Annotated in this window: 24 protein-coding genes; 9 read left to right on the top strand and 15 right to left on the bottom strand. The window is 64.0% G+C overall.

Features of this window, described 5'->3' with window-relative positions:
• Positions 1–2: 2 nt before the first annotated feature.
• The 9 genes from puhB to bchF are packed head-to-tail and all read right to left on the bottom strand — an operon-like array spanning position 3 to position 11,258.
• Positions 3–635: a photosynthetic complex putative assembly protein PuhB gene (gene puhB / locus QM801_RS00340; RefSeq protein WP_415017221.1), complete on the bottom strand. Its 633-nt coding sequence runs from the start codon at positions 633–635 to the stop codon at positions 3–5.
• Positions 632–1,408 carry a photosynthetic reaction center subunit H gene (gene puhA / locus QM801_RS00335; RefSeq protein WP_415017220.1) on the bottom strand — a complete coding sequence of 259 codons (777 nt, stop codon included), beginning with the start codon at positions 1,406–1,408 and terminating at the stop codon, positions 632–634. Before puhA ends, puhB begins: the two co-directional genes overlap by 4 nt.
• 19 nt (positions 1,409–1,427) lie before the next feature.
• The gene (locus tag QM801_RS00330) at positions 1,428–2,852 is read right to left on the bottom strand and encodes a BCD family MFS transporter (RefSeq protein ID WP_415017219.1); all 1,425 of its coding nucleotides are present in this window, start codon (positions 2,850–2,852) and stop codon (positions 1,428–1,430) included.
• A complete protein-coding gene (bchM, locus tag QM801_RS00325) occupies positions 2,849–3,535 on the bottom strand; it encodes a magnesium protoporphyrin IX methyltransferase (RefSeq protein ID WP_415017218.1) in 687 nt (228 codons plus the stop codon). The genes QM801_RS00330 and bchM overlap by 4 nt, the downstream gene beginning before the upstream one ends.
• On the bottom strand, positions 3,535–4,437 hold the full coding sequence (gene bchL / locus QM801_RS00320) for a ferredoxin:protochlorophyllide reductase (ATP-dependent) iron-sulfur ATP-binding protein (RefSeq protein WP_415017217.1): 903 nt from the start codon (positions 4,435–4,437) through the stop codon (positions 3,535–3,537). Before bchL ends, bchM begins: the two co-directional genes overlap by 1 nt.
• Complete coding sequence (locus QM801_RS00315; protein ID WP_415017216.1) at positions 4,434–7,976, bottom strand: magnesium chelatase subunit H; 3,543 nt, start codon at positions 7,974–7,976, stop codon at positions 4,434–4,436. The genes bchL and QM801_RS00315 overlap by 4 nt, the downstream gene beginning before the upstream one ends.
• On the bottom strand, positions 7,951–9,465 hold the full coding sequence (bchB, locus tag QM801_RS00310) for a ferredoxin:protochlorophyllide reductase (ATP-dependent) subunit B (RefSeq protein WP_415017215.1): 1,515 nt from the start codon (positions 9,463–9,465) through the stop codon (positions 7,951–7,953). Before bchB ends, QM801_RS00315 begins: the two co-directional genes overlap by 26 nt.
• 3 nt (positions 9,466–9,468) lie before the next feature.
• Positions 9,469–10,749, bottom strand: a complete 1,281-nt coding sequence (locus QM801_RS00305) for a ferredoxin:protochlorophyllide reductase (ATP-dependent) subunit N (protein WP_415017214.1) — start codon at positions 10,747–10,749, stop codon at positions 9,469–9,471.
• Positions 10,746–11,258, bottom strand: a complete 513-nt coding sequence (gene bchF, locus QM801_RS00300) for a 2-vinyl bacteriochlorophyllide hydratase (protein WP_415017213.1) — start codon at positions 11,256–11,258, stop codon at positions 10,746–10,748. Before bchF ends, QM801_RS00305 begins: the two co-directional genes overlap by 4 nt.
• A 246-nt stretch (positions 11,259–11,504) precedes the next feature.
• On the opposite strand from bchF, the gene QM801_RS00295 reads away from it, so the two are divergent.
• From QM801_RS00295 to QM801_RS00255, 9 genes are all read left to right on the top strand, one after another.
• Complete coding sequence (locus tag QM801_RS00295; RefSeq protein ID WP_415017212.1) at positions 11,505–12,383, top strand: B12-binding domain-containing protein; 879 nt, start codon at positions 11,505–11,507, stop codon at positions 12,381–12,383.
• A gap of 18 nt (positions 12,384–12,401) precedes the next feature.
• Positions 12,402–13,826, top strand: a complete 1,425-nt coding sequence (ppsR, locus tag QM801_RS00290; RefSeq protein WP_415017211.1) for a transcriptional regulator PpsR — start codon at positions 12,402–12,404, stop codon at positions 13,824–13,826.
• A gap of 95 nt (positions 13,827–13,921) precedes the next feature.
• Positions 13,922–14,797 (top strand): chlorophyll synthase ChlG, encoded by an 876-nt coding sequence (gene chlG / locus QM801_RS00285; RefSeq protein WP_415020867.1) that lies wholly within the window; start codon positions 13,922–13,924, stop codon positions 14,795–14,797.
• A complete protein-coding gene (locus QM801_RS00280; RefSeq protein ID WP_415017210.1) occupies positions 14,794–16,125 on the top strand; it encodes a BCD family MFS transporter in 1,332 nt (443 codons plus the stop codon). Before chlG ends, QM801_RS00280 begins: the two co-directional genes overlap by 4 nt.
• A 1-nt stretch (position 16,126) precedes the next feature.
• The gene (locus tag QM801_RS00275; RefSeq protein ID WP_415017209.1) at positions 16,127–17,329 is read left to right on the top strand and encodes a geranylgeranyl diphosphate reductase; all 1,203 of its coding nucleotides are present in this window, start codon (positions 16,127–16,129) and stop codon (positions 17,327–17,329) included.
• Positions 17,326–17,805: a TspO/MBR family protein gene (locus tag QM801_RS00270; RefSeq protein ID WP_415017208.1), complete on the top strand. Its 480-nt coding sequence runs from the start codon at positions 17,326–17,328 to the stop codon at positions 17,803–17,805. The genes QM801_RS00275 and QM801_RS00270 overlap by 4 nt, the downstream gene beginning before the upstream one ends.
• Complete coding sequence (locus tag QM801_RS00265) at positions 17,802–18,074, top strand: hypothetical protein (RefSeq protein WP_415017207.1); 273 nt, start codon at positions 17,802–17,804, stop codon at positions 18,072–18,074. The genes QM801_RS00270 and QM801_RS00265 overlap by 4 nt, the downstream gene beginning before the upstream one ends.
• Positions 18,041–19,108 carry a type 2 isopentenyl-diphosphate Delta-isomerase gene (gene fni, locus QM801_RS00260; RefSeq protein ID WP_415017206.1) on the top strand — a complete coding sequence of 356 codons (1,068 nt, stop codon included), beginning with the start codon at positions 18,041–18,043 and terminating at the stop codon, positions 19,106–19,108. Before QM801_RS00265 ends, fni begins: the two co-directional genes overlap by 34 nt.
• Positions 19,109–19,197: 89 nt before the next feature.
• Positions 19,198–19,572, top strand: a complete 375-nt coding sequence (locus tag QM801_RS00255) for a c-type cytochrome (protein WP_415017205.1) — start codon at positions 19,198–19,200, stop codon at positions 19,570–19,572.
• Between the two features lie 315 nt (positions 19,573–19,887).
• Here the strand turns inward: QM801_RS00255 and pufM are convergent, their stop codons facing one another.
• From pufM to bchZ, 6 genes are all read right to left on the bottom strand, one after another.
• Positions 19,888–20,844: a photosynthetic reaction center subunit M gene (gene pufM, locus QM801_RS00250; protein WP_415017204.1), complete on the bottom strand. Its 957-nt coding sequence runs from the start codon at positions 20,842–20,844 to the stop codon at positions 19,888–19,890.
• Positions 20,845–20,858: 14 nt separating this feature from the next.
• Complete coding sequence (gene pufL / locus QM801_RS00245) at positions 20,859–21,683, bottom strand: photosynthetic reaction center subunit L (RefSeq protein WP_415017203.1); 825 nt, start codon at positions 21,681–21,683, stop codon at positions 20,859–20,861.
• 81 nt (positions 21,684–21,764) lie between these two features.
• Positions 21,765–21,944: a light-harvesting antenna LH1, alpha subunit gene (gene pufA / locus QM801_RS00240; RefSeq protein WP_415017202.1), complete on the bottom strand. Its 180-nt coding sequence runs from the start codon at positions 21,942–21,944 to the stop codon at positions 21,765–21,767.
• Positions 21,945–21,955: 11 nt separating this feature from the next.
• Positions 21,956–22,186 carry a light-harvesting antenna LH1, beta subunit gene (gene pufB, locus QM801_RS00235; RefSeq protein WP_415017201.1) on the bottom strand — a complete coding sequence of 77 codons (231 nt, stop codon included), beginning with the start codon at positions 22,184–22,186 and terminating at the stop codon, positions 21,956–21,958.
• A 105-nt stretch (positions 22,187–22,291) separates the two neighbouring features.
• Positions 22,292–22,483, bottom strand: coding sequence for a hypothetical protein (locus tag QM801_RS00230; RefSeq protein ID WP_415017200.1), 192 nt, complete (start codon positions 22,481–22,483; stop codon positions 22,292–22,294).
• A 15-nt stretch (positions 22,484–22,498) separates the two neighbouring features.
• Positions 22,499–23,950 carry a chlorophyllide a reductase subunit Z gene (gene bchZ, locus QM801_RS00225; RefSeq protein ID WP_415017199.1) on the bottom strand — a complete coding sequence of 484 codons (1,452 nt, stop codon included), beginning with the start codon at positions 23,948–23,950 and terminating at the stop codon, positions 22,499–22,501.
• Between the last annotated feature and the right edge of the window lie 2 nt (positions 23,951–23,952).

Below are 23,952 nucleotides of genomic sequence, written 5' to 3'. Positions count from 1 at the left end.
CCTTACTCCGCTGGGACCAGCCGGCCGCCGGCATCGGCAGCCTGCTTGGTTTCACTCGGCATGTGGCCGCCGATCACCTGGGCAAGGCGCGTTGCCACCGCTTCGACATTGGGAATGTCGCGGAAGCAGGGCTGCGGCTTGCTGAAGGCCCAAGGCCTGGCATGGGGCCAGAGCATCAGGTAGGCGAGGCGGACCTTGCCGCCGAGCTTGAAGACGATGTTGCCACGGTTGCCCCCCGTCAGGGCGAAGGACACTCCATCGACCTGGCTGTAGGGAATGTTGATGATGACGGGGAGCGCGATGCCCACCTTCATGATGACCCGCTTGGTGGTCATGGTGTAGTGCGTGGTCCGGGCGCTGATGTAGGACAGCACCAGGATGATGGCGCAGGCCGCAACGGCAAGCCCCACCAGTACCGGCACAGCCTTCAGCGCCTCGTTCCAGCTTGAACCGGAAGCAAGACGCAAACCTGCCTGGCCGGCAATGACCACGGCAAAGTAGATCGCCACCTTGTTGACGTGGAAGGCGTCACGGGCAAGCCGGAACCAGTCCGGCCTGCCTTGCCACACCAGCGTCTCGCCCTCCGGAAGATAATCCGGAAGGCCGGCGGGGATGATGTCGCTCTCGTGGGTCACAGCATCGGTTCCGCACGCTGCGGCGTGGCATAGAGCGTGCCCGCGCCATAGAAGCCGAAGATCTTCTCTTCTTCGAGGCGGGTGACCACATCCGGCTTCTTCGACACCGGAACGGAAGCGAACTGGCTGCCCAGGATCGACTTCACACGCACTTCGCGGGCCGCACCCACCACACGCGCGAGGTTGGCGGGGAGAAGCACATTGCGCTTCTGGCCCTTCTCGCCCGTTTCCACTTCATAGTAGCGGATGAGGTGCTCGGACTGGTCGACCCAGATATCGCAGATCACGCCGCCCTTGGCGCCATCGGCGCCGACGACCGCCATGCCCACCGGATTCGGATCTTCCGGATCGACATAGAAGCCGGGTGCTGCACGCAGCGGCACGAGCTTCGGTGCGCCGCCCAGCGTGAGGTCGGGAACGTCGCGGCGCTCGGCATAGGCGCCGGGGCCGACGCCCGCCGTCATCGGATTGCCGTTGGGAACCAGCGGCGCGCCGGGGAAGTTGGCGGCAGGGGTTGCATTCACGGGACGCAGGTCACGGGGTTCGGCGCGGGGCGCCTGCACCGTGGTGCCATCCTGCAGGAGGAAGCTCTTGGGCGCGGGCACGGGCGGGAAACCCTGGACCGTGATGTGCTGCGAGCGCTCGCTTTCCAGCGGATAGCCCTCGCGCTTGTTTTCGCGGTGGAGGTAGTACACCAGGATCGCGAAGAAGCCGATGAACAGGTAAAGCACCACCTGCGCAAGATCGATGTAGGACGTGAATTGTGTAGTCATGGGTATTCTCCCTTTCAGATCACCCTGGATGTTGAGCGAGGCCGAACTTCCCGGTCCGCAGGTTCAGATTGGTAATGCCACTCACGCGCACCAGCGGTCCCAGTGCGACGAGCGTCACGAAGAGCATCAGGATCTCGGTGTGATAGACGAAGCTGTATCCGGTGGCGGTCTGCTGCAGGGTGTGGCCGAGGTCACCCGCCATGGCGAGTTCGCTGACCGCATCGCGCATGGCGCCGCTGGTGGCGACGGCAAGGCCCGCCGCCGTGGCCTGCACCGCGCCCCAGGCGCCGAGCACAAGTCCTGAGGCCGCCTTGTCGGCGAGTTCCATGGCCGCCGTCAGCATGCCGACGGCGAAGAGGCCGCTGCCGAGGCCGATCGAGGCGGTTGCAAGCCGGAAGAGATTGATGGAGCCCGTGGCCGGCGAGAAGATCACTGCGGCAAAGGCGAAGATGCCGATCACCGCACCCGCCGAGGCGATGCGGCAGGGATCGCTGCCCTGCGACAGCATGCGGGCCGAGAGCGCAAAGCCGATCAGCGTGCCGCAGGCGAGGAGTGCGGTCAGCCACGTCGTCTGGCCGACATTGAGGCCGAAGACTTCACCGCCGAAAGGTTCGAGCAAAATGTCCTGCATGGCAAAGCCGGCGGTGCCGAAGCCCAGCGCCACGAGAAGGCGCATGACGCGCGGCGTGCGCACGAACTGGCCGAAGGCTTCAGAGAATGAGGTGCGCGGATTCTCGGCCGAGGTAACGGTCGGGTTGCGCGGTTCCTGCTTCCACATGGCGATGCAGTTCAGCACCATGGTGGTGAGCGCCACGCCCTGGATGATCTGGATGAGGTGAACCTGGCGGAATTCGCGGAGCAGTACGCCGAAGACGGCGGCACTGCCCATCATGCCAAGAAGCAGCGTGACATAGAGAAGAGCCACCACACGCGGACGGGCCTCTTCGGGGGCGAGATCGTTGGCAAGCGCCAGACCCGCCGTTTGGGTGGTGTGGATGCCCGCACCGACCAGCAGGAAGGCGAGAGCCGCACCCGCATGGCTGATCCAGGCGGGACCGTGGGTGTCACCCGAGAGCAGAATGAGGGCGAAGGGCATGATGGCGAAGCCACCGAACTGCATCATGCTGCCGAACCAGATATAGGGCACGCGCCGCCAGCCCAGCACCGAGCGATGCTCGTCCGACTTGTGGCCGATCAGGGCGCGGAAGGGGGCAAAGAGAAGCGGCAGCGACACCATGATGCCGACGAGCCAGGCGGGCACGCCAAGCTCCACGATCATCACCCGGTTGAGGGTGCCCGTGAGCAGCACCATGGCCATGCCGACCGACACCTGGAAGAGCGAGAGGCGAAGCAGCCGCCCCAAGGGCAACTGGTCCGTCGCGGCATCTGCGAAGGGCAGGAAGCGCGGTCCAAGCTGAATCCAGATGTTGGAGAACTTCTTCATGGCCGGATCAACTCCTGCGCATGGGAAATGTAGAAGCCCGACGAGATGCGGCGGTTGCGGCGCGGCACCATGCCGGTCGCCTTGTGGAGCAGATGGCGGAAGCTTTCGGCCTTCTGCGGCACGATGGCCGGCGAACGGTTGCCGCGCGGGAAGAGCTTACCCACCTTGTGCATGGCTTCGAGCAGCGTGGTGCTGGGCGCGAAAGTGAAGGCGATGGCCGTCTCGGTGCGCTCGGCAAGCTTGGCGAGGCAGGCCACCATGTCGTGCTGTTCGTAGTGGATGACCGAGTCCATCGCCACGCAGAAGTCGAAGCGGCCCAGCTGCGGGCTCGTCATGTCGCCCGCCCGGTAATGGATGCGGGAGAGAAGATGCTGCGGCGTGCGGTCTTCCGCCACCTTCACCAGTTGTGGCGAGAGATCGACCGCCACCACCTCGGCGCCACGCTCGGCAAGTGCCTGCGACATCGCACCCGTGCCGCACCCGGCATCGAGCACGCGTGCACCCTTCAAATCCTCGGGCAGGTAGGAGAGCAACTCGCTCCGCATGGCGTCGCGCCCCGCCCGCACGGTGGCGCGGATCCGCCCCACCGGCATGTCGGAGGTCAGCCGCTTCCAGGCCTCGGCCGCGGTGCGGTCGAAATAGGCCCCGATTTCGGAGCGGCGCTGGTGGTAGGATTCACTCATCAATCAAATCCCAGGAAGTCGAAGATTTCGCGGTCCTTCATCGGCTTGGCATCGAGCGGCTCGACGCCGGCCCAGAGCTGTGCCGCAAGGCGCATGTATTCGTTCTGCACCGCCACGATTTCCGGCGCGTCGCCCATCTCGAAGAGCGTTGCCTTCTTCAGGCGGCTCAGGCGGATGGCATCGAGGTCCGGCAGATGGGCAAGACGCTTCAGTCCCACCACTTCTGCGAAGCGGTCGATCTGGTCGGTGTCCTTGCTGCGGTTGGCGATGAGGCCACCCACACGCACACCGTAGTTCTTGGCCTTTGCCTGGATGGCAGCCACGATGCGGTTCATGGCGAAGATCGAGTCGAAGTCGTTGGCGGTGACGATCACCGAGCGGTGCGAATGCATGAGCGGGGCCGCAAAGCCGCCGCAGACCACGTCGCCCAGCACGTCGAAGATGACGACATCGGTGTCATCAAGAAGGTGATGCTCCTTGAGCAGCTTCACCGTCTGGCCCACGACGTAGCCGCCGCAGCCGGTACCGGCGGGCGGGCCACCCGCTTCGACGCACATCACTCCGTTGTAGCCTTCGAAGACATAGTCTTCCGGGCGGAGTTCTTCCGAATGGAAGTCCACGCCCTCGAGAATGTCGATCACCGTGGGCACGAGCCGCTTGGTGAGGGTGAAGGTCGAGTCATGCTTGGGATCGCAACCGATCTGCAGCACGCGCTTGCCGAGCTTCGAGAAGGCAACGGAGAGATTGGAAGAGGTCGTGCTCTTACCAATGCCGCCCTTGCCGTAAACGGAAAAGACCTTCGCGGTCGAGAGCATCGTTGCCGGGTCCATGTGGACCTGAACGCTGCCTTCACCATCGGGTCGTGTGCGCCGCGTGGGCGTCCGGTCGAGTACCAGTGTCATGCCGCGGCCTCCATGCCGATTCCTTCGAGTTTGTCTTCAAGTTCCTCGCCCGCCCGTTCGAGGGCTTCGAGGGTTGCTGCGTCCGGCTTCCAGTAGTCGCGCCGGTGGGCTTCGAGGAGCCGGTGCACCACCTTCGCTGCCGCCTTCGGATTGAGGTCGGCGAGACGCTGGCGCATCTTCTCGTCAAGAACATATGTCTGGGTGAACTGCTGGTAGACCCACGGTGCCACCTGCCCGGTCGTTGCCGACCAGCCCATGGTGTTGGTGAGATGGCATTCGATGTGGCGCACGCCTTCGTGGCCGTGCTTCAGCATGCCTTCGTACCATTTCGGATTGAGGGCGCGGGTGCGGGTTTCCAGCGCCACCTGATCGGCGAGCGTGCGCACCTGGCCTTTGCCGCGCGTCTGGTCACCGATGTAGACGGGAATGTCCTGGCCGCCCGCCTGCTTGGCGGCGCGGGTGATGCCGCCCAGCGAGTCGAAGTAATGATCGACCGTGGTGATGCCGAGTTCGATTGACTCGAGGTTCTGGTAGGCGAAGTCGACGCCCTTCAGCACCGACTTCATGACACCGGCGTGCGCCTTGGCATGACCGTTACGGCCATGGGCAAAACACTTGCGGGTGGTGAACATGTTGGCCAGCTCTTCCTCCTCGGTCCATGCGCCCGAGTCGATGAGCTGGTTCACGTGGCTGCCATAGGCGCCGTCGGCATTGCTGAAGACGCGGAGGGCCGCCTCTTCCAGCGGAATGTTCGTTTCCGCGGCGAGCGCCAGCGCATGCTTGCGGATGTAGTTGAGCTCGACCGGCTCGTCGGCGCTGGCGGCAAGATAGGCGGCTTCCGCCAGCATCTTGGTCTGCAGCGGCAGGAGATCGCGGAAGATGCCGGAGAGCGTCACCATCACGTCGATGCGCGGGCGGCCGAGATCGGCAAGCGGCAGGAGGCGGGCGCCCGCAAGACGGCCGAAGGAGTCGAAGCGCGGGGCCGCACCCATGAGCGCGAGCGCCTGGGCGATGGGTCCGCCCTCGCTCTTGAGATTGTCGGTGCCCCACAGAACCATGGCCACTGTCTCGGGCATGCTGCCGCCCTGGGCCGCGTGCGTGTCGAGCACGAGGGCCGCCTGACGGGCGCCATCCATCACTGCAAAGGCAGAGGGAATGCGGAAGGGATCGAAGCCGTGGATGTTGCGGCCGGTGGGCAGGATTTCCGGCGTGCGGATCAGGTCGCCGCCGCAGACCGGGCGGATGAAGCGGCCGTCGAGCGCACGGAGGAGTGCCGGCACTTCGTGGTCTTCACGCAGCAGGTCTTCGAGTGCGGCGAGATCGACCTCACGGTCTTCCGAGGCTTCGGCCACATGCTGCAGCAGTTCCTTTCGCTCCTCATCGGAGACCGCTTTGCCCACCACGTGGAGGCCGTGGGGAATGAGCGTGTATTCCAGTTCATGCACCGCATTCACCAGCTTGGAGATGTCGGTTTCGGCGAGATCGACGGCCTTCGCCTGGGAGAGAATGATCTCTTCCAGCACAGGGCGTTCGTGCGAGTTCTCCTCCAGCTGCCGCCAGCGCGTCAGCGAGGACTTGAGTTCCATGAGGCCGCGATAGAGGCCGGCACTCGTCACCGGCGGTGAGAGATAGCTGATCAGCGTTGCGCCGCTGCGCCGCTTGGCGATGGTGCCTTCCGACGGATTGTTGGCGGCATAGAGATAGAAGTTCGGTGTCGAGCCGATCAGGCGGTCCGGCCAACAGGCCGCCGACATACCCACCTGCTTGCCCGGCATGAATTCCAGCGCACCGTGGGTGCCCCAGTGCAGAATGGCATGGGCGCCGAAGTCTTCTCGCACATAGCGGTAGAAAGCAGAGAACGCATGCGTCGGGGCGAAGTCGCGCTCGAAGAGCAGCCGCATCGGGTCGCCCTCGTAGCCGAAGGCGGGCTGGATGCCGACCAGCACGTTGCCGAATTTCTGGCCGAGCACGAGGATGTGCGAGCCGTCGGTCTGCTTGCGGCCGGGGGCAGCGCCCCACTGCTTCTCGATCTCGTCCAGGTATTTCTCGCGGCGCACGTGGTCATCCGCCGAGATGCGAGCGATGACATTGGCGTCCGAGCCGAAATTGCCGGAGTTGCCTTCGAGAATGGAGCGGCGCAGCGCATCGACGTTTTCGGGCAGGTCCACTTGATAGCCCGCCTGCTTCATCGCCTTCAGGGTGTTGAAGAGCGATTCATAAACGGCGAGGAAGGCCGCCGTTCCGGTGGCGCCGGCGTTCGGCGGGAAATTGAAAAGGACCACCGCAACCTTGCGGTCCTTGAGGGCGGTGCGGCGGAGCGCCACCATGTCGGTGAGGCGCGACGCAAGCATTGCGGCCCGTTCCTTGTGCGCCGCCATGGGGCGTTCGCCCCCTGCCCCTTCCTGACGGCCGCCGAAGACCATGGGCGAAATGGCGCCGTCGATCTCGGGCACGGCCACCATCATGGTGGCTTCGATCGGATGAAGGCCGCGCTCCGAGGCTTCCCAGGCGTCGATGCTCTGGAATTCCACGGGCTGGGCGGCGCAATAGGGCACGTCGAGTTCGACGAGCATGTCTTCCGCCGCCTTGGCGTCGTTGTAGGCGGGGCCGCCCACCAGCGAGAAGCCGGTGAGGGAGAGCACGGCATCGACCGCAGCCTTGCCGTCCTTCATGAAGAACTTGCGGATGGCGGGGCGGGCATCGAGGCCTGTGGCAAAGGCGGGCAGAACCGTGAGGCCCTTGGCCTCGAGCGCGGCGATCACGCCATCATAATGTCCGGTATCCTGCGAGAGCACGTAGGAGCGCATGAGCAGCAGGCCCACCGTGCCGGCCTGGCCGGTGCTCTTCGGCAGCGCGGAGACCTGCTCCACCACCTTGCTCTTGCCGCGCGGATGATAAAGCCCGGTCTCGGGATAGCTGCGCGGCGGTTCGTGGGCGAGAGTGTTACGGCCCGGCACATAGCGCGCCACGAGATAGCGGATCAGGTTCTCGACATTCTCTTCCGAGCCTGCGAGCCAGTATTGCATCGAGATGAAGTAGGCGCGCACATCCTGGGCAGGGCCGGGGATGAAGCGGAGGATCTGCGGCACGCGCTTCAGCATCGCCATCTGGCGTTCGCCTGAGGACGCGTTCTCGGACTTGGAGCCCTTCAGCTTCTTGAGCAGCGCCATGAAGCCGCTCTGCTTGGCGCCCATGTCGAAGCGGCCCATGCGCGTGAGGCGGATCGCTTCGCCCGCCGACATGAAGACGGCGAGGGCATCGAGCGAGTCACGCTTGGCTTGCAGGGCCGGAAGCACCGCATTCACATGCTCTTCCATGAACAGCATGTTGGCGATCACGACCTGGGCCGAGGCAATGTCTTCACGGCAGAGCTGCAGGGTTTCGGGCCGCGTCGACCATTCGGACGCAGCATGGAGCGCAAGCTTCACGCCCACCTTGGCGAGGCGCGCATTGATGCGGGAGACGGCGCCGGCCAGGTGATGGTCCAGCGTCACGATCACCACCTTGGTGATGCTACCGGCTGAAGTGGGCTTTGGCATCGTACAGTGTCTCGACAGTGATGTGCGCAAGGCCACGCTCCGCGGCATAGGCCTCGGTGTTGCGGCGCGCCTTCTTGCGCACGAAGAACGGGATCTTCTTCAATTCGTCTTCCGCATCGGGAAGCCAGCTCACCGTGGCGGGAGCAGCCGCAGCGGTGGGCGCGTCCTCCTGCTTGCGGTGGCCCAGGTGCGAAGGGGCAGCCTGTTCATGGAATTCGAAATCATCGCGGAACATGTGGAGCAAGTGCTCCTCAAGCCCCATCATCAGGGGATGGACCCAGGTGTCGAAGATCACGTTGGCGCCTTCGAAGCCCATCTGCGGCGAATAGCGCGCCGGGAAATCCTGCACATGCACGGGTGCGGAAATGACGGCACAGGGCACGCCCAGGCGCTTGGCGATGTGGCGTTCCATCTGCGAGCCCAGCACGAGGTCCGGATGAAGCTCGGCCACCTGCTTTTCCACCTCGAGGTAATCGTCGGTGATCAGGGCTTCGAGGCCGAATTCCTTGGCGAGCTCGCGCATCGGCCGCGCCAGTTCGCGGGAATAGGTGCCGAGACCCACGACGTTGAAGGCGAGTTCGTCGCGGGCGACCTTGGCGGCGGCCATGGCATGGGTGGCATCGCCGAAGATGAAGACGCGCTTGCCGGTGAGATAGGTGGAGTCGACCGAGCGCGAATACCACGGCAGCCGCGCGTTCTGCGCCGAGAGCACCGCCGTTGCATCAACACCGGCGAGAGCAGCCACTTCCGCGATGAAGGCGCGGGTGGCGCCGACACCGATCGGGATCACGGTCGTGAACTTCTGGCCGAAGCTCTTTTCAAGGTAGCGGGCCGCCTGTTCCGAGATTTCAGGATAGAGCGAGACGTTGAACTCCGCTTCGGGGAGACGCGCGATATCGGCGGGGGTGGCGTCCATCGGGGCGGTGACGAGCACGTCGATGCCGAGAGAGGCCAGGATCTTCTTCACTTCCACCACGTCATCGCGGTTGCGGAAGCCGAGTGCCGTGGGGCCAAGGATGTTGCAGGTGCGGGGGCGGCGCGCCTCGACCGGCTTGGCGAGGCCGCGCACCAGGCGATAGAGCGTTTCCGCGGCACCCCAGTTCTCTTTCTTCTGGTAGGCCGGAAGCTCGAGCGGAATGACCGGAATGGGAAGGCCGAGGGCTGCCGCAAGGCCACCGGGGTCGTCCTGGATCAGCTCGGCAGTGCAGCTTGCACCCACGATCATCGCCTGCGGCTTGAAGCGCTCATGGGCGGAAGCGACGCTCATCTTGAAGAGTTCGGCCGTATCGGTGCCGAGGTCGCGGGCCTGAAAGGTGGTGTAGGTGACCGGCGGACGCTGGCCCCGGCGCTCGATCATGGTGAAGAGCAGGTCGGCGTAGGTGTCGCCTTGCGGCGCATGCAGCACATAGTGAAGGCCCTTCATGCCGGTTGCCACGCGCATGGCACCGATGTGGGGCGGTCCTTCATATGTCCAGAGGGTGAGCTGCATGACTTACACCATCAGCCTTTCCCGGCGGTTGAGCGGGCGGGTGAAGAGGCCTGCCAGATCGGCAGCCTGTTCGAAGCCATGCACCGGCGAGAACACCAGTTCGATCGACCACTTGGTGGTGAGGCCCTCGGCTTCCAGCGGGTTGGCAAGGCCGAGACCGCAAACGGTGATGTCGGGGCGGACGGCGCGGCAGCGGTCAAGCTGGAGTTCCACGTCCTGTCCTTCATAAAGCGGCGTGTTGGCCGGAAGCAGCGCCAGTTCCTGCGCCATGTGCTGGGCATGGAGATAGGGCGTGCCCACTTCTTCCAGCACCATGCCGAGTTCGCGCGCCGCGAAACGGGCGAGCGGCACTTCAAGCTGTGAGTCGGGGAAGAAGAAGATGCGCTTGCCCTGCATGCGGGCGCGATGTTCGGCGAGTGCCGCTTCGGCGCGGCGGAAGGCCGGGCCCGTCACCGCTTCAAACAGCTGTTGCGACACGCCAAATTCGGCGGCTGCGGACTGCAGCCAAAGGCGCGTGCCCTCTGCACCGAAGGGGAAAGGTGCAGCAATGATGGCTGCGCCGCGATCTGTCAGCGCTCTTGCCGTATCGCCAAGGAACGGCTGCGCCATAAGGACGCGGGAATTTGCCCCAACTTTAGGCAGCGAGGTGGATTTGCGGCCCGGAAGGAAGGCGCACGGGATGTTCAGCTCACGGAACATGCGCGCGAACTGGTCCTCGACCACATCGGGCAGCGAGCCGGCGATGAGCAGCGATTTCTGCGCGCCCGCATCCGGCAATTCCGCGACGAGGCTGGTGAGGCAGGCGTCCTCGCCCTGCGTGAATGTCGTCTCGATGCCGCTGCCCGAATAATTCAATACACGGACGTTTGGCATGTGCTCGCGGTTGAGGCGCGCGGCCGCCCGCTTGAGGTCGAGCTTGATCACTTCCGAGGGGCAGGAGCCGACGAGGAAGAGCATCTTGATCTCGGGGCGGCGCTCCAGCAGCCGGCCCACCACGCGGTCGAGTTCCTGGTCGACATCGGCGAGGCCCGCGAGGTCGCGCTCCTCGATGATGGCGGTGGCGAAGCGGGGTTCGGCGAAGATCATCACGCCCGCCGCCGACTGGATGAGATGGGCGCAGGTGCGCGAGCCGATGACGAGGAAGAAGGCGTCCTGGATCTTGCGGTGCAGCCAGACGATGCTGGTGAGGCCACAGAACACTTCGCGCTGGCCGCGCTCACGCTTCACCTGGGGAGCGTCGCAGGAGCCGGTCTTGGATTCGGCAAGGATAACAGGACTATTCATGCGCGCACTCCCTGGCGGCCATCGGCCATGGCGGGCTTGGCGCCAAGACGGGCCCGCCGGAGCTTCCACAGGAACTGGGCGGCGTTGATGGCGTAGAGTCCGTAGGCGGAGAGGGCGAGCAGCATGAGTTCATGCTGGCTGAGCGAACCGGTGAGGAGCGCCAGCACATAGGCAGTATGGAGCGCGATCACCACGAAGCTCACCACGTCTTCCCAGAAGAAGGCGGGGGCGAAGAGATATTGTCCGAAGACGTCCTTCTCCCACAGCGAGCCCGTCACCATGATGGTGTAGAGGACGAGGGTCTTGAACAGCACCGAGGCGTTGGCGAAGAAGGCGCCTTCGCCGGTGATCAGTGTACGGACGACAAGGCCGAGACTCGCAAGGAAGACCAGGAACTGGAAGGCGGCAAGGAACCCCTGCACGGCCGTCCATGGCGATGAATCGCGGCGCTGCCGTTGCTCGATCGTATAGAGAGCCTTGCCTTCGGATGATGGTGACAGCCTTCCCATCTTGCCTCCGGGGCCCGCCCTTGTTTCTGGACGTTTCTGCGGACCACGGAGGGAGGTTAACCCCACCCCCGTCCAAGTGTCAACTTTTCTTGACGTCTAACTTACTTGACAGTAGTGTCGTCCCCGGGTTGCAGGTGGCCTGCCTTTTATTCGCTTGACGGTGGAAGTGTCAGGGTGTTCTGTCCGTAACGACATGTGAGAGTGTGGAGACCCGCAAAGGGCCAAGCACTCCGGGAGGTTCAGGCGTTGTCCAACGATCTGCAATGGACCCCGCTCCAGCACCACGATCAGGCCATGGAACGTCTGAAGCCGTTCACTGAGCCCCTTTCGCCCGCTGTTGCCGCTCCAACCGAAAGCCACCTCGAGGAATTTGCCTCGGTCATCGAGAACATCATCGTGCCGCGGCTCCTCATGAGCCACGTCCACAACGCCAATCGCATCACCCTGAAGCGCGCCCGCCTCGACGGCGAAGGCGTCAAGGATTTCATCGAACTGACCATGGACGAAGAGCCCGATGCGGCGATCGGCTTCGTCCAGGGCCTCCTCGACAATGGCGTCGCGTTCCAGGACGTGCTCCTGAAACTGATGGCGCCTGCCGCCCGCGAACTGGGCGAGCGCTGGGCCCATGACTCGACCAATTTTGTGGAAGTGACCCTGGGCGTCGCCCGCATGCACCGCATCCTGCGGGAGTTCGACGGCGTGCCCGAACACATGTGGAGCCAGGTCGGAGCCGGCCGCAGCGTGCTGTTGATGCCGGTGCCGGGCGAACAGCACACCTTCGGCTTGCGCCTCGTCCAGGAATTCCTGCTGCGCGAGAGCTGGTCGGTGATCACCCGCTCCGTACCCAAGGTCGCGGACATCCACAAAATCGTCGCAAAAGGCGAGTTCGATGTGATCGGACTTTCTTTGAGCGGCGAGACCTTGATCGACTCCCTGCGCTCGTCTATCGCAGAAATACGCGACATTACGAAGTCTTCCGGAACGAAGATCCTCATCGGTGGCCAATTGTTCTCGGAACGGCCGGACCTGGTGGAAAGCCTGGGCGCAGATGCATATGCCCCCGACGCTCCATCGACTGTTACCTTGCTTAATCGTTGGGCCTACGAAGCAGCGGCCCCAAGATAAAAAGGAAGTTCGTTCATCATGTCTCTCGGGATCGGCACCCCAGAACTGAAAGGCGAAGCCCTCGCCCAGCAGGATCCGGCAGTGGTTGCCGCCATTTTGGCCGCCGCCGTCGACGTGACAGTTCTGATGACTCCCGATGGCGTGATCTGCGATCACGTGCACACCGGCCCCGAGATGCCGCAGCATCTCTTCACCGGCTGGCCCGGCAAGGCGCTGCGCGACACCGTCACGGTGGAAAGCCGCATCAAGGTCGAGCAGATCATCGACGAAGCCAACACCGGCAAGGCCTCGCGCTGGCGGCAGGTCAATCACCCCATGCGCGACGGCGCGGACGTTCCGGTGATGTACAGCGCCATCAAGGCGGGCCCCAAGGGCCACATCATCGCCATCGGCCGCGACATGAGCACCATGGCGCAGCTTCAGCAGCGCCTGCTCTCCGCCGAACAGGCGGTCGAGGCCGAATACCAGCGCCTGCGCAATGCCGAAACGCGTTTCCGCATGCTGCTGCAATCCGCCTCCGACGCGATCATGATCGCCGAGGCGCGGACCGGAAAGATTGCCGAATACAACGCCAAGGCCGCTTCGCTGCTCGGCCGTTCGGGCAAGCGCATGCAGGGGGCCGAGCTTCTCGAGATGTTCCCCGAAGCCGACCGCGAACCGGTTCGTATTGCGATCGAGAACCTCCGCAATGTCGGCCGCACCGACGACATCGTGCTGCATCCGGATGCGAACCGCCAGCAGGCGCTCGTCTCGCTCAGCATCTTCCGCCAGGAAAACACCCAGTACGTGCTGCTCCGCATGGTGCCCCACATGGTGGGCGATGCCGCGGTGGTGCTGCCCAAGACCCAGTCGAAGGTCGTCAAGATCATCAGCGAAATGCCCGATGGTTTCGTCGTCACCGACACCAACCTCAACATCCTCACGGCCAATGCGGCTTTCCTCGATCTGGTGCAGCTCGGCTCCGAGGAACAGGCGCGCGGCATCTCGCTCGAACGCTGGCTCGGCCGTCAGGGCGTCGATCTCGGCATCGTCGTGGGCCAGCTTCAGGAACGGGGCGAGATCCGCAACTTCCACACCATCGTGCGCGGGCAATACGGCTCGATCGATGACGTGGAGATTTCCGCCGTCGCCGTCATGGACAGCGACTCCCCCTGCTTCGGCTTCTCGCTGCACCGCTTCAGCCGCCAGCGGGTGACCGCCGGCAAGTCCGAAACCGGCCTGCTCCGCTCGGTGGACGAGTTCACCCGTTTGGTGGGCAAGGTGCCGCTCAAGGAACTGGTGCGGGAATCGACCGACATCATCGAGCGCCTGTGCATCGAAGCAGCCCTGCAGATGAACGGCGACAACCGCGCCGGCGCGGCAGAAATGCTCGGCCTGTCGCGGCAGAGCCTCTACATGAAGTTGCACCGCTACGGGATCGATGATCCGTCCTCTGCCGATTAGCGTACTGACAGCTGAAACTGTAAATCTTCGTTGACACTTCGAGGGGCCGGGTCCAATCTTTCCCCATGGACCGTTCTGTGCCCGTTCCTCGTTCGGTGTCGGCTCCGGCGCCGCGGGCCGTACTCGAACTTTTGAAGCCCGTGACCTGGTTTGCCCCCATGTGGGCCTATGGCTGCGGCATCGTTTCCTCAGGCGTTCCCCTCACCAGCCATTTCTGGACCTTTGCCGCGGGCGTGCTGCTCTGCGGCCCCCTCGTCTGCGGCACCTCGCAAGCCGCCAATGACTGGTTCGACCGCCATGTGGATGCGATCAACGAACCGCACCGCCCCATTCCGTCGGGCCGCGTGCCGGGGCAATGGGGCCTGTGGATCGCGATCGGCTGGACGCTGCTGTCGCTCGCCGTCGCGGCAACGCTTGGCACCTGGGTGCTGGTGGCAACCGCCTTCGGACTGATCGCCGCTTGGGCCTACAGCGCGCCGCCCTTCCGCCTGAAGATCAACGGCTGGTGGGGAAACAGCGCCGTCGGCCTTTGCTACGAAGGCCTGCCGTGGTTCACCGCCGTGGCCGCCATGCAGGGCGGCATGCCGCCTGCGGAAATCCTTTGGCTTGCGCTTCTCTATTCGGTGGGTGCGCACGGCATCATGACGCTGAACGACTTCAAGGCCGTCGAAGGCGACCGCCAGATGGGCATCGGGTCGCTTCCCGTCCGCCTCGGCGAACGCCGCGCCGCCCTCCTCGCCTGCGTAGTGATGGCGGTGCCGCAGGTCGTCGTCGCCGCACTCCTCGTGTCTTGGCAACGGCCGCTCTACGCCGGCTTCATCGTGCTCTCGCTTGTGCTGCAGGGCCTCTGCATGATCCGCCTGCTCAAGGACCCCAAGGCCTATGCGCCCTGGTACAACGGCACCGGCGTCACGCTTTATGTTCTCGGCATGATGGCAGCGGCAATCGCCGTGCGTGGAGGTGTGGCATGAGCAAGAATCCGGAAGCAGGCCTAGGCTGGCTCGGCATTGCCCGCCTCGGCCTCGTGCAATCCTCGCTCGGCGCAATCGTTGTTTTGACCACATCAACAATCAACCGCGTGATGATCGTGGAGCTCTCGCTCCTGGCCGTCATTCCGGGCGTTCTGGTGGCCTGGCACTACGCGCTGCAGGTACTCCGCCCACGCTGGGGCCATGGCTCCGATACGGGCGGCACGCGCACCCCCTGGATCATCGGCGGCATGGCGACCCTGGCTGCTGGCGGATTTCTGGCTGCCGCTGCGGTGTGGCTGACCGCACAGAATTTCTGGGCGGGCATGGCCCTTGCCGCAACCGCATTCACACTGATCGGCATCGGTGTGGGTGCTGCCGGCACATCGCTTCTCGTGCTGATGGCCGAAACCGTGGCGCAGACGAGGCGCCCCGCCGCCGCAACCATCGTCTGGACCATGATGATCGTGGGCTTCATCATCACCTCGATCGTCGCCGGAAAGCTGCTCGATCCGTTCAGCCTCACCCGCCTCGTGTGGGTGGCCGGCGCCATCACCGCAACGGCTTTCGTGGTGAGCACGCTCGCCGTCCTCGGCATAGAGAAGAGCCACGCCAAGCCGCGCGCCGCCAAGGCCACGGACACCGCCTTCCGCGAGGCCATCGCCGGCGTGTGGAGCGATGCCGACGCCCGGCGCTTCGCCATCTTCATCTTCATGTCCATGCTGGGCTACAGCGCGCAGGACCTGATCCTCGAACCCTTCGCCGGCCTCGTTTTCCAGATGACGCCGGGTGAAACCACGTCCCTCTCCGGCACGCAGAACAGCGGCGTGCTCACCGGCATGCTGCTGGTGGGCTTTGCCGCAACGCTCTTTGGCAAGGCCAAGGGCCTTGCACTCCGCAACTGGACCATCGCCGGCTGTCTGGGCTCGGCACTCGCCCTGATCGGCCTCGTGGCCGCCGCCCAGGCCGGGCCGGGCTGGCCGCTGAAGCCCACCGTCTTTGCACTGGGCTTCACCAACGGCGTCTTTGCGGTCGCTGCTATCGGTTCGATGTTCAGCGCCGCCGTGGGCGAAAATGCCCGCGAAGGCGTACGCATGGGCCTCTTCGGTGCAGCGCAGGCCATCGCCTTCGGGGCCGGTGGCTTTGCCGGAACGGTTTCCGCCGACATTCTCAAGAGCCTCACCGGATCGAACGCCATCAGCTACGGCAGCGTCTTTGCTGCGGAGGCGGCGCTCTTCATCATCTCCGCCTTCCTCGCCATGAGCATCGGGCAGGCGCGGAGCAAAGCCAATCCGCTGGTGCTTTCGGCCCAGCATGACCTCGGTGGCTGACATGGCATACGACACGAGCAAGAACGCGAACGAGACTTTCGACATCATTGTGGTGGGCGGCGGACCTTCGGGCTCCACGGCCGCGCAGAAGGCAGCCGAAGGCGGCGCCAGGGTGCTGCTGCTCGACCGGGCCGGACGCATCAAGCCCTGCGGCGGCGCCATTCCGCCCCGCCTCATCCGCGACTACGCGATCCCTTCGCACCTGATCGTTGCCCGCATCGATGCGGCCCGCATCGTCTCGCCGTCGGGCCGCCTCGCCCACATGCCTGTCGACGGCAGCTATGTCGGCATGGTGGACCGCGCCGACTTCGATGAATACCTGCGCAGCCGCGCCGCGGAAGCCGGCGCCACGCGGGCGACCGGCACCTACAGCCATTCGAGCCGCGACAGCGACGGCATGCTCCGCATCCACTACACCCTGAAGGACGGCAGCGAGGCCTCACACCGCACCCGCCTTGCCATCGGCGCCGACGGCGCGCTCTCCAAACTCGGCAAGGATCACATCGCAGGCTCGGACCGCACCAATCTCGTCTTCGCCTATCACGAGATCATCGAGCAGCCGGAGACCACCGACACCTATTCACCGGCGCGCTGCGACGTCTATTACAACAGCCGCTATTCCCCCGATTTCTATGCCTGGGTTTTTCCGCACGGGAAGACGGCGAGCATCGGAACCGGCAGTGCCCACAAGGGCTTCGCGCTTCGCGAGGCAGTCGCCCACCTCCGCCACGACATGCACCTCGACGGCACGAAGACAATCCGCAAGGAGGGTGCGCCCATTCCACTGAAGCCGCTGAAGCGCTGGGACAACGGCCGCGATGTTCTGCTCGCCGGCGATGCTGCAGGCGTCGTGGCGCCCGCCTCCGGCGAAGGGATCTACTATGCCATGCTGGGCGGCGAGCTTGCCGCCGAAACGGGGCTTGCCTTCCTGAAGACCGGCGACGCCCGCGTGCTGAAGCAGGCCCGCAAGACCTTCATGCGCGCCCACGGCGTGATCTTCCGCATTCTCGGCATGATGCAGTACTTCTGGTACGGCCACGACAAGCGCCTCGAGCGCTTCGTTACCATGTGCCGCGACAAGGACGTGCAGCGCCTGACCTGGGCCGCCTACACCGAAAAGAAGATGGTGCGCTCCAACCCGCTCGCCCATGTCCGCATCTTCGTCAAGGATGTGGCGCATTTGCTGGGTATCGTGGCGCCATGATCCCACAGGACCCATTCTATGCCGGACTGCTGGGGGGCGCCCTTTTCTGCGTGGTGCTGGCCATCGCCGGCGGCGTGCTGACGCGGATCGGCGACTGGTACCATGCGCTCCGCAAGCCCGCCTGGAAGCCGCCCGACTGGGCCTTCGGACCCATCTGGACCATCGTCTTCTTCTGCCTCACCTTTGCCATTGCCCATTCCTGGGCGGCTGCCTCCCTCACCCAACGCCCGCTCCTGCTCGTTGCGCTTGCCGCCAACGGCCTTCTCAACATCGCCTGGAGCGGCATCTTCTTCATGATGCGCAATCCGCCGCTCGCCTTCATTGAGCTCGTGATTTTCTGGGTCAGCATCGTCACGGTGATCCTGGTGATGAGCGGTATCAGCCGCACCGCCGTGCTCCTCACCCTGCCCTATCTCGCCTGGGTGACCACGGCGGGCGTCCTCAACTACCAGATCGTCAGGTTGAACCGGCCATGAGCATTGCCACGCTGTTCAGTTCCGGTCTTGTCACGCTGGTGATCCTCATCGTCATGGCGGCGGAGCTCTTCATCCTCCGCGACCACCTGAAACAGCTTCCGATGATTGCGACCGGGCTTGGCGCCGGCGCCTCGCTCGTCATGGCGCTGGGGTCGAGCCTGCTCGGCTACACCTGGCACATCATCGCCCTTTTCCTTGCCATCAGCTTCGTCTTTCACATCTTGGAAATCCAGCAATGTCTGCGCCTCGCAAAACGCCTGCCGCACTGACGCCGCTCCGGGGCGGCGCCCACGACATCGAGCAGCGCAAGAAGGACCACATCGACATCATCCTGTCGGGGCAGGCGAAGCATGCGCGGCCCGCAGGCTTCGACGACATCGACTTCGAGCACAACGCCCTTCCCGAGATCAATTTCGCCGAGATTGATCTCTCCACAGAGTTTCTCGGCAAGCCCTTGCGCCTTCCCTTCCTCGCTTCCTCCATGACCGGTGGTCCGCAGCTTGGCGGGCGCATCAACATGTCGATCGCCGAGGCGGCGCAGGAGCTGGGCTTCGCCATGGGCGTGGGCTCGCAGCGGATTGCACTGGGCGGCGGCGTGAACCATGGCCTCGACAAGTCGATCCGCCGGGTGGCGCCGGATATCGCGCTCTATGCCAATCTCGGGGCCGTGCAGCTCGTGCACGGCATGACCGTGGACGATGCCCGCCGCGCCGTGGACCTGATCGAGGCGGATGCCCTGATCCTGCATCTCAACCCCCTGCAGGAAGCCCTGCAGCCGGGCGGTGACCGCAATTGGGCCGGCGTCTCGGCGGCGATTGCCCAATTGTGCGCGGCACTGCCCGTTCCCGTCATCGCCAAGGAAGTGGGGGCGGGCATTTCCGTTCCCGTGGCCCAGCGCCTCTCCGACTATGGCGTGGCGGCCATCGATGTGGCGGGGGCTGGCGGCTCCAGCTGGGCGGCGGTCGAGGGCCGCCGCACCTCGTCCCAGGAAGGCCAGCACCTGGGGGAACTGTTCCGCGACTGGGGGATTCCGACGGCGGCGGCGCTTCACGACATCAGTGAAGTTTTGCCGGACATGCCGCTCATTGCCTCGGGCGGCATCCGTCACGGGCTGGACGGCGCCAAGGCCATCCGCCTGGGGGCAACCCTGGTCGGGCAGGCGGCCGCCCTCTTGCCGGCGGCAACCCAGGGCACCGAGCAGGTGATCCAGCATGTCCGGGAATGGGCGGAAGCCCTCCGGATTGCCTGTTTCGCCACGGGCTCGGCCAGGCTGGACGACCTCCGGCGCGCCCGGCTGCGATGACTTGAGACATTTTTCCCCGAAGACAAAACCTTTGGGACATGCTTTCGTAATGAAATCGGGGTTCTACCCCGTAATGGAGGATTTCAAGAATGAAGAAACTTGCGTTTATGTGCGCAGCCCTGGTGGCCATGGCTGCGCCCGCCTGGGCTGATGGCGATGCCGAAGCCGGGGCGAAGGTCTTCCTCAAGTGCAAGACCTGCCACGAAAACGAAAAGGGCGTGAACCGCGTCGGCCCGACGCTCAAGGGCGTTGTCGGCCGCAAGACCGCTACGGTCGAGGGCTTCAAGTATTCCGACGCCATGGCCAAGAAGGGCGCCGACGGCCAGGTCTGGGATGAACCCACGCTGACCGTGTACCTCAAGGATCCGAAGGCCATGGTGCCCGGCACCAAGATGTCCTTCCCCGGCCTGAAGGATGACGCCGACATTGCCAACGTGATTGCCTACCTCAAGGCCCATCCCTGATCGGATCGGCTTCCGAACGGATAAACGCCCGGTGGTGACACCGGGCGTTTTTGTTTGCCGCGCGAAGCGGGGTACGGCGCACCAAGAAAAAACCTGGCGGACAGAACGAGCGCCAGGTTGCCTGAATTGGGGCAGTTGGGGAGGCCCCGCAGGAGGGTAACGATAACGCTGCGGGGCCGACTTGGGGTGGGTCCGGGGACGTCTAGCGCAACGGGCGATCAAATCGGAACGATTTGAGAGCGGAAAGTTGCGCCAGATACTTGCTTTAACGCATCTCTCGCTTCGCAAGTGGAGCCCACTTGCTCGCACGATGCGTTAGGGCAGCGTGCTCGGAACCGTCATTTCGTAGGGCGCACCGGTGGTGAGGCCGTGCTTGATGCCCCATTCGTACCAGTTGTCGACCACCGTGCCGGTGAGAAGGATGCCGATGCCGCCGGCGATGGGGCAGAGCACCGCGAACCACCAGGCCCAGCGATGGATCGATTCAGCCGTGGCGTTGAAGCCCATGGTCCAGCGCCAGAAGAGGGCGGCGCGTTCCGAGGCGGTGCCACGGTCGACGATCTGTTCGATTTCACGCTCGCCGCCGTAGCGCGACACCGCAAGGATGGTGGCGCCGTGCATGGCGAAGAGGAGAGCCGAGCCATAGAGGAAGGCAATCGAGATCATGTGGAAGGGGTTGTAGAACAGGTTCCCGTAGTTGACCGAGAAGTTGTTCGTCCATTCCAGGTGCGAGAAGATGCCGAAGGGAACCGCTTCGCTGAAGTTGCCCATGAGCAGCGGGCGGATGAAGCCCAGCACCAGGTAAAGCCAGATGGCGGCCGCGAAGGCGTAGGACACATGCGTGCCCATGCCGAGCGCGCGGGCACGGCGATAGGTGCGCGCCCACCACAGCAGGATCGAGGCGGTCAGGAAGAAGCCGGCCATCTGCCACCAGCCGCCCTCCTTCAGGGGGGCAAGGCGGAGGCCGTACTTGGCTTCCGGCGGATTGAGCGTCAGCCAGAAGAAGTTCTTCATGAAGGCCTGCGGCGACCAGTTCACCGAGGCGAGCATGTTCAGGCCGATGATCTCGATCGCAACGAAGCCGCACATGAGGGATGCGACCCCGAGGAAGCCCAGATAGATCGGGCCGATCTGCGCGTCACCGAAGATGCCGAACAGGTGGCTGAAGCGGGGATTGCCCTGGCGGCTGAAGTTGGTGTGCCGCATGGGCACACCCATATCGGCAGGTCCGTGGACCTGTACCCGGGTAAATATGTTCTGATATTCATACATGACGATTGCTCCCGTCAGGACCAGATTGGAATTTGCTGCCACCAGGTCCACCACTCAGGCCAGGAACCGGCGTAGAGAGGTCCGCTGATGATGATGCAGACGATGCTCCAGAACACGGCACTGAGCGCCAGGAAGAGGCCGAGGCGATGGATGCCAAGCGCGCCGATCGAGTAGCCCACGATGTCGCGGAAATACGCGTTCTCGTGTTCGGCGTTCTTCACGGGCTCGCCCTGCTGCGGATTGGTGACCGAGAGGATGAGCGAACCGTGCAGCGCCAGCGCCAGACAGTTCGTGAAGAAGAAGCTGATGGCGATCATGTGCGCCGGGTTATAGTGGAAGTTGGCGTAGGTGTAGCCGGTGTTGGACACCCACTCGAGGTGGCTCATGAAGCCGTAGGGGAAGCCATATCCCCAGGCGCCCATGAGCATCGGGCGGATCACCACCAGGGTAACATAGGCTGCAATCGCAACACCGAAGGCGATGGGAACGTGATAGCCCATGCCAAGTTTGCGGCAGATTTCCACTTCGCGCATCATCCAGGACACGAATGAGCCGATGGCGCAGAAGGTGATGATTTGCCAAAAGCCGCCTTCCTGCATCGGCGCCAGCGCAAGGCCGTACTTGATGTCAGGAGGTGCAATGTTGATTTGCCAGAAGTTCCACGTCGGCCCTTGCGACGCGGCATAGGCGATCAGGGCAACACCGATAAGCGTGAAGAACGCACCGATGACACCGAAGAATCCGACATAGAACGGGCCAACCCAGAAGTCGAAAAGGTCCCCACCGAGCAACGTTCCACCACGGACACGATATTTTCTTTCAAAGCTGAGCATAGCCATGGCCAGTCTCCGGTCTCGTTATCATTATGAATTGGTCACCTGCGGGTGGACCCGCCACCCGCAGGCCATGAGACTCCGCCGTTAGGCGACCATCTCTGATGTTTGCACTTCCAAAGCTGCCGCCTTGCGGGGTCCGTCCAACCAGTTGAAACGGTCCGTAGACAACAGAATGAAATGGATCACGAGAGCCAAGACGAACAGGAAGGTGAACAAAGCCACCAGAGTACGCCTCGGGTCGAACAGAAGCCAAATGCGCCACATGTTCTTTCTCCTTAACCCAGTTCAACCGGGGACTTCATGGTCCCGGGGAGAACGTTTTCAATTTGTGAAGTGGTGTAGCCATTGGGTCCGGGCAGCCACGGACGCCATTGCCATGCGAGGATGTGCGCAATAATCGCAATCACCGTAAAGACAATGAAGCTCGTGACGAAAATGCCATGGAATTCCCTGGCTTCCGCTTCGGTTAAGCCTGACGCGCTGCCAGACCGGTTAGTGTCAGCCATGTGTGTTACCTCCGGCTGGGATCCTTTGAGGGACCCATTCACCTCGGAACTCCCCGAGGCAGGATTTCACGGAGTCTCCCCCGTGAAAGTCGGACCGATCGCGCTTCACATGAAGGCGAACGGAAGACTGTTGTGCGCAGCCGACATGGTCGCGGCGAACACGGAGCGCTTGTCGCGTCCCCAGTTCCACGGCATGGCGCGCTTGAAAACGGTGGCGGCAAAGAAGAAGGGCACTGTCACGGCCATCAGGAGCCTGAACTCCATCTCGCCTTCCCTGTGTTTGTGCTTGCTGCTCATTCTTGTTTTCTCCCATTACTCCACACCCGCCAGGACCTTGCTCGCCTGGCGGACATCTGGTTCTTCCACCCGTGCTGCTGCGGCATTGCGGGCGAAACGTTCGGCGTTGTCGCGAAGCCGCTTGGCGGCGGAAATGCGCACCAGCACAGGCTGCTTCTCGACGAGTTCCTCAAGGGCGGCACGGGCCGCATCGCTCCAGTCCATCATCTTGAGATGAGTGGCGGGCGTCGCCTCGGTCTTGTCCAGCTCGGTGCCGAGCGGAATGATGTTGAACAGCATGTCGAAGAGGCCGTTGCAGACCTCCTGCACGAGATAGGTGGCGCCGGCGTAGCCCATGAAGGGCGTGCCGGTGTGGCGGCGGATGATGGCCCCCGGGAAGGAGGCGGGCACATAGGCGCACTTGGCGCCGGCTTCCGCGGCATACATGCGCTCATTGAAGGAGCCGAACAGCACAAGCGGCGGCTTTTCCTTCACCATCTTGCGGACGGCGGCGTTATCGGTCTTCTTGCCGGCCTCGCGCGAGACGGCGAAATTGCAAGGCAGGCCCATCTCTTCTTCAAGGAAGTGGCGCACGCCGCGGGTGTAGGTCTCGCTCGCCACGATGCCGAAGCTCGCGGTGCCGAAGAAATCCTGGGTGACCGAGCGCCACAGGTCCCACAGCGGCTTGATGGTGGTGTGCTTCTCGCGCTCGATAAACGGTTCGGGATCGATGCCGAGCAGTTCGCCGAGGCTGCGCAGGAACTTCGTCGTGGAGTGAAGTCCGATCGGCGCCTGCAGATAGGGACGGTCGAGGGCTTCGCAGAGCTTGCGGCCGAATTCGCGGTAGAGACAGATGTTCACGTCCGCATTCGCGAGCTTCGGCACTTCGGCGAGGTGGCTGCCGAGCGGGAAGGCCATATTGACCTCGGCCCCGATGCCTTCGACCAAACGGATGATTTCGGCGAGATCGGACGCCGTGTTGAAGGTGCCGTAGATGGGTCCGATGATGTTGACCCGCGGCTTCTCGCCCTCCACCCGCGGCTTGCGCTGGGTGGCGTTCTTCTTCTTGGCGCCGAATTCCGTCCACAGCCACATCAGGGCGCGGTCGGCACTCTGCCACTGGTCCTCGTCGATGGTGCGCGGCAGGAAGCGCTGGATGCCGGTGCCCTGCGGGGTGACGCCGCCGCCGATCATCTCGGCAATCGAGCCCGTCACGACGACGCTGGGAAGGCCGGGATCAAGCGCCTTGTGGGCGCGGCGCATGGCGCCTTCGGTGCCGAGCTTGCCGAGTTCTTCTTCACCGAGGCCGGTGACGACGATCGGAAGTTCGTGCGGCGGCAGCGCATCGGTGTAATGCAGCACGGAAGTCACGGGGAGGTTTTCACAGCCGACCGGACCATCGATGATCACCTGCAGGCCCTTGATCGCGGTGAAGACATACACCGAGCCCCAGTAACCCCCTGCCCTGTCATGATCGAGAACCAGCATGG

The sequence above is a fragment of the Aestuariivirga sp. genome, assembly GCF_047600585.1.
Lineage (GTDB): Bacteria > Pseudomonadota > Alphaproteobacteria > Rhizobiales > Aestuariivirgaceae > Aestuariivirga.
This window is presented reverse-complemented; position numbering and strand designations above follow the sequence as displayed.